The organism is Frigoribacterium sp. RIT-PI-h, from assembly GCF_001297205.1.
GTDB lineage: Bacteria > Actinomycetota > Actinomycetes > Actinomycetales > Microbacteriaceae > Frigoribacterium.
On record NZ_LHOZ01000061.1, the window covers coordinates 1 to 14,242 of the forward strand.

14 protein-coding genes are annotated in these 14,242 nt (G+C 62.1%); 7 read left to right on the top strand and 7 right to left on the bottom strand.

The window, feature by feature from the left end; all coding sequences use genetic code 11:
• Window positions 1-313: 313 nt before the first annotated feature.
• Window positions 314-1,486: a hypothetical protein gene (locus AEQ27_RS06055; protein ID WP_054145837.1), complete on the bottom strand. Its 1,173-nt coding sequence runs from the start codon at window positions 1,484-1,486 to the stop codon at window positions 314-316.
• Window positions 1,487-2,051: 565 nt separating this feature from the next.
• Here AEQ27_RS06055 and AEQ27_RS06060 point away from each other — a divergent pair.
• From AEQ27_RS06060 to AEQ27_RS06080, 5 genes are all read left to right on the top strand, one after another.
• Entirely contained in the window at window positions 2,052-4,448 is a 2,397-nt protein-coding gene (locus tag AEQ27_RS06060; protein ID WP_152970202.1) for a hypothetical protein, read from the top strand.
• A 629-nt stretch (window positions 4,449-5,077) separates the two neighbouring features.
• A complete protein-coding gene (locus tag AEQ27_RS06065; protein ID WP_054145839.1) occupies window positions 5,078-5,641 on the top strand; it encodes a recombinase family protein in 564 nt (187 codons plus the stop codon).
• A 444-nt stretch (window positions 5,642-6,085) separates the two neighbouring features.
• The gene (locus AEQ27_RS06070; protein ID WP_054145840.1) at window positions 6,086-6,394 is read left to right on the top strand and encodes a hypothetical protein; all 309 of its coding nucleotides are present in this window, start codon (window positions 6,086-6,088) and stop codon (window positions 6,392-6,394) included.
• Complete coding sequence (locus tag AEQ27_RS17140; RefSeq protein WP_152970203.1) at window positions 6,391-7,332, top strand: hypothetical protein; 942 nt, start codon at window positions 6,391-6,393, stop codon at window positions 7,330-7,332. Before AEQ27_RS06070 ends, AEQ27_RS17140 begins: the two co-directional genes overlap by 4 nt.
• Window positions 7,333-7,523: 191 nt before the next feature.
• On the top strand, window positions 7,524-8,366 hold the full coding sequence (locus tag AEQ27_RS06080) for a serine aminopeptidase domain-containing protein (protein ID WP_054145842.1): 843 nt from the start codon (window positions 7,524-7,526) through the stop codon (window positions 8,364-8,366).
• Between the two features lie 328 nt (window positions 8,367-8,694).
• Here the strand turns inward: AEQ27_RS06080 and lepB are convergent, their stop codons facing one another.
• The 3 genes from lepB to AEQ27_RS06095 all read right to left on the bottom strand — a co-directional run bounded on the left by lepB (window position 8,695) and on the right by AEQ27_RS06095 (window position 10,579).
• Window positions 8,695-9,414, bottom strand: coding sequence for a signal peptidase I (lepB, locus tag AEQ27_RS06085; RefSeq protein WP_054145843.1), 720 nt, complete (start codon window positions 9,412-9,414; stop codon window positions 8,695-8,697).
• Between the two features lie 467 nt (window positions 9,415-9,881).
• Entirely contained in the window at window positions 9,882-10,145 is a 264-nt protein-coding gene (locus AEQ27_RS06090) for a hypothetical protein (protein ID WP_152970204.1), read from the bottom strand.
• Between the two features lie 74 nt (window positions 10,146-10,219).
• A complete protein-coding gene (locus AEQ27_RS06095; protein ID WP_152970205.1) occupies window positions 10,220-10,579 on the bottom strand; it encodes a hypothetical protein in 360 nt (119 codons plus the stop codon).
• Window positions 10,580-10,676: 97 nt separating this feature from the next.
• Between AEQ27_RS06095 and AEQ27_RS06100 the strand changes: the two genes are divergently transcribed.
• Window positions 10,677-10,997, top strand: a complete 321-nt coding sequence (locus AEQ27_RS06100; RefSeq protein ID WP_082383288.1) for a hypothetical protein — start codon at window positions 10,677-10,679, stop codon at window positions 10,995-10,997.
• Window positions 10,998-11,703: 706 nt separating this feature from the next.
• On the opposite strand, the gene AEQ27_RS17145 is transcribed toward AEQ27_RS06100, so the two are convergent.
• Entirely contained in the window at window positions 11,704-12,330 is a 627-nt protein-coding gene (locus tag AEQ27_RS17145) for a DUF6226 family protein (RefSeq protein ID WP_152970206.1), read from the bottom strand.
• A gap of 562 nt (window positions 12,331-12,892) precedes the next feature.
• Here AEQ27_RS17145 and AEQ27_RS16490 point away from each other — a divergent pair.
• On the top strand, window positions 12,893-13,399 hold the full coding sequence (locus AEQ27_RS16490) for a GNAT family N-acetyltransferase (RefSeq protein ID WP_082383289.1): 507 nt from the start codon (window positions 12,893-12,895) through the stop codon (window positions 13,397-13,399).
• 27 nt (window positions 13,400-13,426) lie between these two features.
• Here AEQ27_RS16490 and AEQ27_RS06115 read toward each other — a convergent pair whose 3' ends face one another.
• Both AEQ27_RS06115 and AEQ27_RS06120 read right to left on the bottom strand, forming a co-directional pair.
• A complete protein-coding gene (locus AEQ27_RS06115; protein ID WP_054145849.1) occupies window positions 13,427-13,621 on the bottom strand; it encodes a hypothetical protein in 195 nt (64 codons plus the stop codon).
• Window positions 13,622-13,753: 132 nt separating this feature from the next.
• Window positions 13,754-14,158, bottom strand: a complete 405-nt coding sequence (locus AEQ27_RS06120; protein ID WP_054145850.1) for a hypothetical protein — start codon at window positions 14,156-14,158, stop codon at window positions 13,754-13,756.
• Between the last annotated feature and the right edge of the window lie 84 nt (window positions 14,159-14,242).

Below are 14,242 nucleotides of genomic sequence, written 5' to 3' on the forward strand. Positions count from 1 at the left end.
CACGGTCATCGCTGCGTCGTTCGACCCCGCACTCATCACTGCCTAACGACGGATATCGGCAAAGGCACGGCGACTTTGCAGCGGGGCCTGACCACCTCGTGCCGTTGTCGTCTGCCCGTTAGACGGTCGTTCACCGGGATGTCCCGGGAAGGCGAATTTGGTGTCGCGGAAGGCGGTGATCAGCGGGCCGGAATGAGTTGTCATGCACGTGGAGGTCTTCCGGGTGCGCCCGTAACTGGTGCACGGGCAAGGCCCGTACGTCTGGATGTACGGGCCTTGCTTGGCATTGGTGGTGTGTCAGCGATGGTGGTTGTTAGGCGAGCATGCGGGTGATGGCTGCGACCATTTTTTCTTCGACGCCGTCCGGTGCGGTGGAGGAGGTCTTGCGGAGGAAGTGGCCGAAGTGGTTGTAGACGCTCATAGAGCCGCCGGCGATGCCGGGGGAGTCGCTGTCGATTCCGGCTTCGTAGCCGTCTCGTGCGAGGAGTTCGTTGCTTGGGATGTAGGCGGGAACTTCGTTGGCATAGCCGCTGAACCAGAGGTTGTTTGATCCGCCGTTGCGGGCTCTGAAGTACACGGCGTAGCCCGAGACGATTTCGCCCCCGGTGAAGACCATCTTCAGTCCTGAGGTGCCGGTGAATTTCCACACCTGGAGGGGAAGGTCAACGGTGGTGGCGAAGGAGCGGTTGGTCGCTGCGGCAGACATGCGTTGGGCGTGTCGGCGGGCGTATCCGATGGTGCCCGGGGCTGCGGCGCGGCGGTCGTAGGCCGCTTTGACTGCTGCAAGGTTTGCTGAGGTGACGGTGATGTCCAGGGGGAGGGTGACGCGTTCGTACTGGCTGGCGATTCCTCCTGTGATGGTGCGGCCTGGTTGTCCGATCGCGTCTCGGACTGTGGTTCCGAGATCACTTCCGAAGCTGTCAGAGACGGCGACCGAGCCGGTGGTGTGTGGGTTTTGGTCCCCAGCTGGGCCGAGGATGAATTGTGCGAAGACGCCTGGCCCGAAAGCTTCGATCTCTTTGATGGCTTCTGCGGGGTAGTCGGGATCGAACAGTGTTTGTGAACCGGCGGCGACGGGGTGGGCGCCGTAGCTGAACAGCACGGCTCGAGGCTTTCCGTCGGTTCCTCGTGCAACGAGAACGGGGACGTCCCGTTCGACGTAGGAGAGGCCGGCTCGGTTTCGGGAGAAGTCTTCGTCGACGACCTGGTAGTCCAAGGTGACGGTGCTGCGGGTGCTCGCCAGGGTCGTGGCGACGAGGTCGGCAAGAGTTTGCGCGAGTTGATCGGCGTACTGCTGGACCTGAGCGGTGTTGGTCAGGTTGTAGGAAATGTACGGATCAAGCTTTTCTGGCAGGACTGGTCCGTTGTGGGTGTGGGTCGCGGTGAGGACGAAGTCCGCGCTCGCGACTCCGAGTTGGATGACTTTGCTACGGATTACCTGGTGCAGTGCTGCGCCGAAGGCTAGGACGTCGGCGGTGACGATCACATTCGGGGTGCCGCTGTCCCAAAGGACCGTGCACCGGGCCCGGAGAGGTTCGTTGGTTCCTTGGGAAAGGCGGGGTGTGTCGGTGCCGTATCCGGCCATGGGGTAACCGGCTGCTGGGGTGATGTCCACTGACCCCGTCGACACCTGGTACTGAGATGTCGTCGCCGCTGAAGCGGAGGCGGCGTGGACAGTTGTCAGGGCTGCGGCGGTGGCGGAGGCGGCTAGAAAGCCCCGTCTACTTAGAGTCATATCTGGAAGATAGAGGTGCGACGGGTCGCGCCGCTACCGGGCTTCTGTGCGACGGCGTGCCCCTAGCTCGCCCTGCACATCCCGGCCTGACGACCATGCCGCTGGCGACACGCCGGGCGCCCACAAACCGTTCTGGTACCCCAGACCAGATAGATCGGTTCCCAGGTGATCTAGGCGTGAAAGCGTCCCAGCAACTTTTTCGTCCCCCATTCCGCGCTGCCGCTTCAGGGGACGCTCTGGCCGTGCTCTTGGGGGTTTATCAGGTTCTCTACGATCGCGGTATGCGGCCGGGTGGGCTGCGGAACAGGGGATCTTCATGCAGTTCGTTTCTGACTCGAGAAGGGCAACGGCGCGGCTTGTCGCCGTGGTGGCTGCAGTGCTGCTCGCTCTGGTCGCATCGGTGCTCGTCGCCCCTGGGGCGCAGGCGATGACTGACACCGGCGATGGAGGCGTGTTCGTTCCGACTACTGGGCGAATCCTCGACACGGCCAACAACATTGGCTACAACACCCCGATGACGGCAGGGGAGTGGCGCACGATCAAGGTCGCAGGTCTTGCCGGGGTGCCGGCTGACGGATCCGCCGGCGCTGTCTCCGTGATCGCGACGGTTGCCGAGATGCCGGGTCAGGGTCAACTCACCGGCCGGCCCAACGCGCAGACCCCCAGCACCCTGATGACCATCTACGCCGGTGGGGGGCTCGGGAACACTTCGAACTCCGCGATCCTTGCCCTGAACAGTGACGGCACGATCCAGGTCCAGACCGAGACCAAGGCCCGCCTGATTCTTGATGTGCAGGGGTACTACACCTCGAACAAGGACGGCACCACCGCCGGCGGACTCGTCACCGTCCCCGGCGCCCGCATCGCGGACACCCGCTCCGGCCTTGGCGTTGCCAAGGCCCAGCTGAAATCCGGTGACACGACGACCGTCCAGGTCACCGGTACCGCGGGGGTTCCGAAGGGTGCGTCGGCAGTCGTGGTGAACCTGATCGCGATCAACACCTCGACTGTGAACGGGTTCCTTACTCCTTATGCCGCCGGGACCACGCGGCCGAAGAACTCGCTGAACTACGGCTCGGGGAACGTGCCGACTTCGATCACGGCGCAGGTGCCGTTGTCGGCTGACGGGAAGATGACTGTCTACAACCAGAGCAGCACCGTCGACCTGGTCGTCGACGTCCAGGGGTACTTCACCGCCGCCGGTAACACCGGCGCGATGTTCACCCCCGGGACCGGACGCCTGTACGACACTCGCACAGGCAGCAACACCATCATCGGCAACGGCGAAACCCGCTCCATCCAGGCCGCCGGCGGCCACACCCCCGCCGCCGGTTCTGGGATCACGGCGGTCGTGATCACCCTGACCGCGCTTCACGCTGCCAACAGCTCCGGTGGTGCCACCGTCTGGGCCGAGGGCGCAGCCCGTCCCGGGACGACGTCGATCAACTTCACCCCGAACTCGATCCGGTCCAACACGATCACCGTGCCCGTCTCGGCGTCCGGGAAGATCAACCTGAACAACGTCGGCGACCCCACCCACTACGTCCTCGACGTCCAAGGCTGGTACGCCGATCCTCTCGCGCCAACGATTTCGTGTCCTGCTTACTCGCGCGGTTCTTGGTCTACCTCACTGCCAAGTCAGCCCGCTTCGTGCACCGTTTCCGTAAAGTCCGGGATCGGCGGCGCCCAGCTCAGCGTTTTGGTCGACGGGCAAGAGCAGAACCGCATCTCCGTCGGAGATAACGGAGCAGCTACCCTCTCGGCGACTGTCCCGCCGCAAGCTGGTTGGCACAAGATCACTGCCTACCTGCTGAGTGCGGATGAAGCTATCTGGAGCACGAGTGCTTACGAATTTGGCTTCTTCGACCGAGTTCCGAGTGCCTTGCTGTCTTCAATTCAGATGGCTTCACCGACGTCCTTTAGCGGTTTGTCACAGGTCTTGCCTTCCACGACGAGCTCGAGCGCGGTCGTCACTGCGGGCTCTGACTCCGTCTCAATTCCTGCAGATTCATCAGGTGCAGTGCAGCTGGTTACGGAGTCGGGGGCAGAGGAATCGATCAAGAAAAACGTTGCGGTAAATCTTCCATTCGGCAGCCAAGCGAAGGCGGCGATTGTGGAAGGCCCGGGTGTCGTCTCGTATCCCAACGGCAACGGTACGAGCACGGTTCCAATCGCATCCGCAGACGGGTCCGTGCAAGTGCTCACGGTGATCTCGAGCGCTACGGCACCTCATACGTTCGCGTACCCCGTCACGCTGCCCGAGAACTCTTCAATCGCCCTGAACGAAAGTGGCGGTGTTTCAATCATTCTTACCGATGGCACAGAACTCAGCGGCTTCGACGCTCCCTGGGCCATTGACGCTAAGGGTGCTTCTGTTCCGACCCGTTTCGAGCTATCCGGAACAACCCTCACACAGGTAGTTGAGCCAACGAGCAGCACTGCGTATCCAGTCGTGGCCGACCCGAGATACACGAACACGACCTACTACTGGACTCGAAGCCAAGTCGAGCAGATGTGGAAAGCTATGGGTCAGGTGGACACCTTCTGCAAGTATTTCCCTCTGAAATACATTCCGGGACTTTCGTGCCAAGTGACAGATGCGATGAAAAACGCCATCACCCAGGCTCATTACCAGGGCAAACGCATCTCAGCTGCCTTCTATAACTGCGGTCAGAACTACTGCAGCTATTGGCGATACTACGTAATTAGATAAAATAGGAGATTTGATATGCTGATACGAATTTCTTCAGCAACGGCTAAAGTCGGGGTAGTTGTGGCAGGAGCCGTCCTTACTTTCTTCGTAGGACTTGGGGTGGCCTCGTTCATGGCGGAAGGTGGGGTGTTTCTGCTGGTAGCCGGTTTGACTCTTGCTCTTGTTGTCTTCTGCGGGCGTGTATTCCGGGCAGAGACGGAACCTGTTTCGCCGGCTCGGCCCACATGGAAATTATCGGGCGGAGCGACGTCGAGCGCAGTGCTCGGAGTGCTCTTCCTTGCGTACGCCGCGTCCTTCACGATTTCGGAAAGAGGGTCCGGTCCCGCCTGGATATCGATTGCGGGAGTCGCGATCTACGGCCTTCTGGCGATCGCCTATTTCCACTCCAGTGTCCGGCAGAGCCGACGTCTGCAGAAGAAGTAGCCGTCTAGAAAAGAGGAGTCTTTAGAAAGGCTCCTCTTTTCTTTTGCGGGAGAGTTTTGAGGTGCCCGTTAGGCGGTCGTTCATCGGGACACTCTTCGCGACCGTGTTCGGCCGGCTGAGGTCAAGCGGCGTCTGGCCTGCAGATTCGCGTATGCCTGTCCCGCAAAAATGCCCGGTGACGGGGGTCTAAACGCTACAGTCGTCAGATGCTCATCGGATACGCCCGCGTCTCGACCTCGGGACAAGATCTCGCATCACAACGTGACGGTCTCGCAGCACTGGGTGTTGACGATCAACACGTACATGTTGACCACGGCCTCTCGGGCACGACTCGAGCCCGGCCGGGCCTCCGCGAGGCCCTGGCGGCGTGCCGTGCCGGTGACGTCCTGGTCGTCACGAAGCTCGACCGCCTCGCCCGCTCCCTTCGGGACGCTACGGACATCGCGGACGAGCTGACGAAGAAGGGCGTCGCTCTGAACCTCGGGGGAGCGGTCTACGACCCCACCGACCCCGTTGGCCGGCTCCTGTTCAACGTCCTCGGCATGGTCGCCGAGTTCGAAGCCGACCTCATCCGTGCCCGGACCCGGGAGGGCATGGCGATCGCCAAGGCCGCCGGCAAACTCCGCGGACGCAAACCCAAGCTCACCGCCTCGCAGGAGAAACATCTCGTGCAGCTGCACCGCACCGGCGCCCACACGACGAGCGAGATCGCCGAGCTCTTCGGCGTCGCCCGCTCTACTGTTTATAGAGCAGTGCAGCGAAGCCTCTAGCCACGGTCAAAGTGCTGGGCCCGTTGTGATTGTCAGGGGTTGGAGTAATGCTTCCTCAGTGCCCGCCCGCTGTCGTCCCTTGAGTTTGCCCAACGTCCTCGTTGGCAAAACCTTGGGTTTCCTGTGGCATGCTCATGTATGTGAAGGCAGTGAAGTGGTCATGACGCTCGTGGGGCTAAGTAGGCGAAGCGTCTCTCGCCGCGCGCAGGTGGCCGTCAAGCTGTTGGCCATCGCATGACACGTGTCCTTCTCATCCTGTCGTCTCTGTCTCCGCTCATCGGGATCATCGCAATTCGAATGGTCGAGGCGTCGCCTATCTGGGCAATTTCTCTGGGCTCTGTAGCTCTTCTATCGGCTGTCTCTCTCCCCATAGCTATCTTTGGCCGGCGAGCGGTGGCCGATACTCCTTTCACCGTTGTCTCTGTTAGAGACGACAGTGCCCAGGTGCCGGCCTACCTTCTGACCTACGTGTTTCCATTCGCCTTCGCCACGGCTGACGACACTGCGTCCTTCTGGGCGTACGGCGTTTTCGCCGTGCTCCTACTCGTGCTCCTGGCCCGCACGGAGTTGAGTCTGGTCAACCCGATCTTGCTGGCCTTCGGCTTCCATACGTACGAGGTCAGAACCACGGGAGACCGTACGATCAGCCTCATTTCCAAGACTCAGCCCCTCCCGCATTCGACCTTTTTGGCATATCAGGTAGCTGGCAGCGCATTCAGCTTCCGCCGCCTCGTGGATGGAGACATGCAATGACTGACGGTTCCTCCTTCTCGTCCATTGACTCGCAAGAAGCGGTCACCCTTTCAGTCGGCTGGGTCTCCGGGCGAAGTACGAAATTGCGGAAGGTCGCCATTGGGCAGTCTGTGGCCGATGCGTTTCGTCAAGTCATCCAAGCGACTCTCGACGACCTCGCGCGCCGAGAGGGGCAGGCTTGGGCGCCGGATGCTGATCTATCTCCCGAGACGTTTCTGACCCTCAAAGCTGATGAAGTAGGCGCAGCCCCAAAGCTTGGGATTGAACACGGCTCAGCCACGCTTCTGGATGTTCTGCAGGCGGCTGACGCGCTAGAAGCGATTAAGCCTGATGATCTTCCAGCCGGAGACTTGTCTTTCTATGCTGTAACTATCGGGGACGTTCCCGGTAAGCGCGCCGTGTTCGTTCGCCGCAGCAATCCGCGGCGGGGCCTGAAGCGAGGCCGTATCTACTCGCTACTGCAGGACACGCTTCAGCGCATTGACGAACCAATCTTCGCCTTCGATGACTGGATGGATCTCGTCAGTGTTGGTGATGAGGTGTTCGTTCTCTCGCAGACTGTTTTCGCGGCACTGTTCCGTGATCAAGACGCCCTGACGCAGCAGGTACCACAGTGGACATCCGACCTGCACGAGGTTCTCCCCATCGCCTCAGCTGGCCAGGATCGCCTCAAGGAGCGGGCGCTGAGGGATAGCCGCATGCGAGCACGTCTTGAAGCCATAGTTCGAAGGGGACATTTGGCGACCGTGACGGCGGACACCCTCGTCGAGGCTATGTCTGCCGCTGGACTAGACGCGGAACGGCTCATCAGTTCTGAGGGTGAGTTGGTTCTGGAGGCTGAGGACATTGCTCCTGTCCTTTACTTCCTCAACGAGGACCTCTTTACAGGAGCTCTGACACAAACGAGCTTCCGGGCGGATAAAAAGGCGGCACGCTGAGTACTGATTGAGAGATCATCACCCCGGTTCTCATTCTCAATGAATGATCGTCGGCCAAGCCGTCTGCGCGAGTGTTGGCATGAGTATCTGTGCCAGCCCCGGCGAGTCCCAGTGAGGGATCCACCAGCGGACTGAGGGGCGACCAGAACTCATCGCGCGGAGTCCTCCGTGCGGGCCTATAGGCTCCGAGCGTGCAACCAGAGACGGTGCTTCTCCACGACGCGACGAGACCGAGCTGGACGGGGTTGGGGCCGCGGCCTATCGGGGCGCGTGTCTGGCCGAGCCGCCGAGAGGGGCCGGCTGCGACGGTCTTGTTGTCCCATGGCACCGGCGGCGCCGGGGAGGACCTCGATTGGCTGGCCGCGCCGTTGAACGAGGCAGGCTTCCTCGTTGCTTCCGTTGACCATCACGGCAACAGCTACAACGACGAGTACCTCGTCGAGGGATTCGCCCTGGTGTCTGAGAGGCCGAGAGACATCAGCTACCTCCTGGACTACGTGCAGGGCAAGTATGACGTCGACGAGCGCCGGATCGGCAGCGCCGGCTTTTCCCTCGGGGGCTACACCGTCGCCGCCTTGCTCGGTGCTCGGATCGACGCTCGGGTCATGAGCGCCCTCTTCGCCGGACGCGTCCCTGCCCCGCACGTGCCCGAGTTCCCGGACCTCATGGAGGCATTGCGCGCGAAGTACTCGATCGAGCAACTTGAGCTCCTGGCCCAGGCCGCTGCGAGTCCCGTCCGTGATCCTCGCGTGCGCGTCGGAGCCCTCTTCGCACCCGGCATAGCGGAGGTCCTGACGCCTGAGTCCCTGAGGATGATCGAGGCGCCCGTGCTCGTGCGCTGGGGTGACGTCGACGACATCACGCCCCCCGCGGAGAACGCACGCGTGTACGCCGACCTCATGCCTCGAGCGGAGGCTTCCAGCGTGGGCCCGACCGCGGGCCACTACGTCTTTCTCGGTGACCGAGATGATCCTTCGCACGTCCGGGACGCCACCGCCGCGGATACTGTCGACTTCTTCGCCCGCCACCTCTGATCTTGACCGAAGAGAAGGCAGGGCGATGAGCGGCACATCGGCCCCCTTCGCCGTCCCGAAACGGCTAGAGGACGGACGCGGCAGTGTCCGATAGGGGATCGGAAACCGAGACGCCTGGCCAGGGGGCAGGGGTGGGGGCAGACTGAAGCGGTGATCTACTACGTCGCACCTCTAGTGCTCGGAGCTTCTTTCGTGGGGCTTTGTCTTGTTCTGCATGCAGAGCAGCGGGCTCGCCGGCGTAAGTAGCTCTGTGGCGTGGTGCCCGATAGACGATCCCTGGCCGCACCCTCTTTGTGTGCCTCCGTAGAACGTGCGCCGTCGCAATCTTTCAGTTGGTTGTGGAGCGGGGATCGGTGCCGGCGAAGACGGTGGGGTAATTGTCGAGCCAGGTCCAGCGGCTCGAGGGCCAGCTGATGACGGCTGCTCGCCCAGCGACGTCGCTCAGGGGAACGAAGCCTTCTCCGGGTTTGTCACGGTTGTAGCGGGAATCCCTCGAGTTGTACCTGTTGTCGCCCATGACCCAGAGGGAGCCATCGGGGACCGTGACGGTGAAATCATCACGGGAAGCGCGAGTCTCGTCAGGGAGAACGGTGATGTATGGCTCATCGAGGGGGACGCCGTTGACGCTCATGTGCCCAAAGTCGTCGCAGCAGGTCACGGTGTCTCCGGGCAGGCCAATGACGCGCTTGATGAGATATCCGGTGCCGTCATGGGGTGCCAACCCGATGGTGGAGAGCACTTTGTCAACTGGTCCTGTGGAAGGGGTTGCGACTTCGAGAGGACTGAGCCAGCCGCCGGGGTCTGCGAAGACGACGACGTCTCCGCGATGCAGGGGCACGAGTCCTGGAACAAGTTCGTTGACAATCACGCGGTCGTTGATTTCAAGGGTGTGCTCCATCGACCCCGAGGGGATGTAGAAGGAGCGCACGAGGTAGGTCTTGACCAGGAAAGAGAGGACCAGGGCTGCGAGGAAGATGACGAGCACGTCACGCAGGAACCGCCAGATCGATCGCGGGCGGCTGCCGGCAGTGTTGAGGGCCGTTGGCATGGAGATAACGTACTGGGCGGAGCCCCCTCACTCGGTGCCCGATAGGCGATCGGTATACGGGGCGCATCGACGGTGACGAAAGGAACTTTTTAGGTGTCTGTGGCGGGCGGCGCCGGGCGGGGATGTCGGATCGTCGCCACTGTGCCGATGATGCAGACCACGGCTAGGGCTACCAGTGCAATCAGGACCAAGGCGCCGACGACAGACGTACCCCCGTTTTGCAAGACCCCGACGATGCTTTGGACGGCGCAGAAGAGCCAGAAAAACGCTCCAATACCCCAGCCGACGGAGGACCCTCGGAACGTTGGCCGTTGCAGTCGGAGACGACCTTTTCCCTGTTCCGTGTTCTCGTCCATGCTTACTCCCCGGCATCATCGGCACTTTCACCGTACGTCGAGTTCAGGGACGGTTCAAGGTAGGTCCCGATAAACGATCGGTCAGCGGATCGCGTCGCTTGGCCATCGACGTCACTTATGAATGCGATCAGCTCGGGCGTTTCGAATGAAGCGCATGGCGAGTGATCCCACTGTGAAGATGACGGCATAGGCGACGAAGGCAACCCACATGGGCGCTTGGACGCGGTCGATGAGGAACCAGAAAAGCCCACCGCCGACGAAGATCAAGACGAGGTTGAGGAGAACGGTTCTTGCCGGCAGCCACGGCGTCGGGCGCTCAGTCACTGCAGTTGCGTCGACGGGGCGAGCATGCGGCAGTCCTTTTTCGTTGCTCATAGGACGAGCATGCCCCACGACGTGATCCGGCATCGAATATCGTCCCGATAGCCGATACGTCTGTGCGACGCCGCTCACGCAACGCGGAAGCTGCGGAGGAGGATCGGGATGACTCCGAAGATGAGCACCGGTTGCAGGGCGGTGGAGGTGACGGCGAACCAGGCCGCCTTCGATCGACGCCCTGCCTCTGCGAAGAGGAAGGGCGTTACGACAAGGGTCATCAGTGTGCTCACGAGCAAGAGGATGAGTGCGATCGCATCCAGGGTTCCGTGTTCGCTGCACCAGACCTCGCAGTCTGGCGGTTCTCTCAGAAGAGAGTCGAGAAGGATGAAATGGCAACTCCACGCAACGAGGGTTGGCAGGCTTGCGAGGAGCGAGAGCACCAGATTTCCGGATGGGCGCTTGGGCTTCGTGTCGTGTAGCGAGAACATCACATCGGGACAGTAGTCGCTGCGACCCGAGGCAAGAGCTTGGGCGGCCGCCCGATAGCCGATCGCTCTCCGGCCTCTACGCCTGCGGCATGCTTGCGGGATGAGAGATGAGGACCGCGTCTACCGGCAGGCTGTTGCGCAGGTGCTAGCGGTCCTCACTGACGTCGACCCATACGGCCTTGAGCCAGGCACCCCGGAAGGGGCCACCGCCGACGGGTTCGAGGGGGCCCCTGCCGACGAGTACGAACTCGAAGCCGTGGACATTGCCCGCATCCTTCTTCGGGAGGGCGCGGTGACGGTGTACGACGTCGAAGGCGTCTGGATGCACTGGTTCTCGGATTCCCTCGTCCTCCATATCGGTGTTGCCCGCATGGCTCAGCTCGTGGACCGGCTGAACGAATTAAGAAGCGGTGCCCGGTAGGGGATCGGCTTTAGGGCGGAAGGCGAAACCTGCATACTCGCTCCATGAGCAATCCCGCCGGCGCTTCCGGCCGTGCCGTACGTCGGCGGCTGCGGGAGACGTTGTGCCCGGACTGCGAACACCCATGGGAAGAGCACGGAAGTCCGGCCCTGGAAGGGCCGGCGGCCTGTGGGGAGTGCCAGTACGAAGAGGACCATGCGCAGCAGGTCCCTGGTCGAGAGAAGTGCTGGAACAGTGTGCCTCATGCGTTGTTCGTGCGGCCGACGGCTCGAGAACTCGAACGAGCAGCGCCACTCCACAGAAAAGTTCTTCTGCGATTCGGGCAATTGATGCTGGCGGTGTTGCATCTAGTAGTGCGCTCGCCCTGACCAAGGGTGCCCGATAGCCGATGGTTGCCCGCGACCCATCCCGCTGCGATGCTTCTCGAAACCGACGGAGGCCATCATGTTTGAAGAACGCGGGTGGTTCGCCGAGGCTGATGCGAGAGCGCTCAGGCCCGCCGACTCGGTCAACGAAAGGGATCATCGTGGCGATGCCCCCCAAGTCGAGCGCCGGCCTGAACCGGTCCGCCTCCGTCTACTCGATCGTTTCCTGCGCGGCTTTCCTTGGCATGACCGAAGTCAGCAACCGCGCCCTTAGCTAGTACCCCGCGTCCGCCCGATAGACGATTGGTGTCCGGGCTCGGTTGCGAACATGAGCCCTGGTGTCAGGTGAACCAGGGGTCGCCGGTGATCATGAGACGGCCGATGCTCGTTCCTGCCCGAGCCTTGTCGATGAGCGAGTCGAAGTCCTGCGAGCCTGACGCGGACCAACCGTTCACGCCGACGGTCAGCTTCCAGTCCTTGCCTTCGGCGTAGAGGAACTCTCCGTTCATGATCCCAGTGAACAGGTCGTCGATCGCGGTCAGCAGGTTGTCGCTCCCGCTGTCGCACGCGTCGCAGCCGCAGAAGGGCTCCATCCCGATCAGGACTGAAGGGTCACCGACGCCGAGCGCGACTGCGTCCTCGATGCCTTCCGTTGACTGCATGACGACCACGATCGACAGGGCATCGGCTTTCACGGGAGTGATGAGCACGGCCCGCGCGTCGGTGGACCCGTGGGCCCATGGCGGCGCTTCGACGCTTTGTGCCGTCCCGAGCTTCAGGCCCTCTAGAGCCTCGATCCACGACCTGGCCCTGGCGCCCACGACGGCGTAGCGCTCTGGTTCGCTGACTCGGGAGTACTCCGCGTCAGCGATGTCGCGGTGCTCATGAGGGTCATCCCACCGCGTGCCGCCTGAGGGGTGCGTGGTGAACCGCCGAGTGACTTCGGCTATTACGTCGTGAATTTCCACGTCCTGAACCTAGCGGCGGTTGCGTCCGATAGGGGATCGCCTGCCGGCCACCGGCAAGCCGTCGGACTACGCGTTCGGAGCGAGTTCCAGTTGGATCTCGAGGTCATCGTGCCCCACGTCAAAAGATTGCTCGACTGGGTTGGATGGGAGCGCGGCACAGCTGGCCGTGACCGTATACGAGCCCGGGGTCAAGGCTCGACTGGTCGTGCCTGTCTGTCCTGTGATGTGCCCTTCCTCTGTCAACGGTGAACCGTCCTCGGGACTACCGATGAATGTGACGTTGCAGGCCGGCACACGTTCGCCGTCGAGCAGGACAACGACGTCGACGTTGTGCGTCTCCGGTCGCTGCACCTGAGCGTCGCTGAGGTCCGTGCAGCCCGTTGCAGAAAGAGCAGCCACGCACGCCACAAGCCAGGCAGCTCGTCTGCGGCTCATCATGAAAGCCAACCTAGCCACGCTTCTTGCCCTCGAGGCAGTGGCGTTGATGCGAGGCCTGTCCGGTAGGGGATCGGTGAGCGAACAGCCAAATCATTGATGGGCACCCTGGCGCCAGACTTGATGGGTGACACACATCGTTCAGGCCGAGATCTGCGACGCGGACGCGATCGGCCTCTTCCAGACCCGTTGCTGGGAGCAAACGTACAGAGGTATCGCCCCAGACGAGTTCCTTGACGCAACGACCACTCAGACTCGAGCCGATCGCTGGGCAGAACGGATCGCTAACGGTTCTCGTCGGGTATCAATGGCCCTGTCTGACGACGGCCTCCTCCTCGGCGTCGCCAGCACCACACGTCACGACCAGGCCGTTGGCGGCCTGCCGGCGCTGGAACTGTCCACGATCTATGTCGATGAGCGAGCGCACGGCACCGGTGTTGCTGCCCTATTGCTGCAGGTATCGCTTGGGGATGAGGACGCGTACCTACTCGTGTTCTCGTTCAATGAGCGAGCGCAGCGTTTCTACTCCAAGCACGGCTTTCACCACACCGGGGACAGCCAGACCGACCCCGGAACGGGACTAGAGGAACAACGATGGGTCCGCCGAGGACTCCAGCAAGCTCCGTTCCGATAGGGGATGCTCCTTCGGGCGGCTGCGGTTCTAGATCAACCAGCTCGCGATGTAGAGGCCAGCGCCGATGAGCATCACGATTGAGGCAAGACCGACGATGCGGAGTCTTTTCTGCCGGGGTAGCTCTTTTCCCTGGCTGTATTTGATGCCGATGTACGCAAGCAGGCCTAGTGCCACGAAGAGGAATGGCGCATAGGCGAGGCGAAGCGCCTCCGAAGTCGTCATGGCGCAATCTCTCTCATGCCTGTTAGCAGGCCTGGACGTGCCCGGTAGGGGATCGTCTGCCGGGTCCTTGCTGCACGCGGCCGTCCGTTTCTGAGCGGCTAATAGTGGGTTGAAGTAGCGAGCGTTGGTGGCTCAGGGGACGTACCAGTGGTCGGACCAGGTCTCGCTCTCGACAATGGGGTCGACGAGTTCGGCGCTGAAGGTTGTGCCGTGCCAGACGAACGTTCCTACCTTGAGCATTGCCAGGTCGTCGGGCTCAAGCGGCCAGGCGCTGCTGACGAATGTCCAGACCTCGGGGTCATCGGGATAGATGAGGCGAGTGTCTTCGGTGTAATCAATGGACAAGTCCCCGACGAGTCTCGGTGACCCCCAGCTGTGCTTCCACCAAGGGCCCTCCAGGTCCCACTCCCAGTAGGGGCTGACGGACAGCCATCCGACGATTTTCTCCGGGTACGTCGGGTGGGCCAAGCGGTAGAGCTCAGGGCCCGTGCCGGCTGGCAGTGGCAGTTCCGGTCGAGGTCCAGGCCAGAGAAGCATGGGCCGACTCTAGATGAGCGACGTCTTCTCGAATTGGGCCTGGCTGCCGCGCGTTGTGATGGTACCCGGTAGGGGATCGTGCAC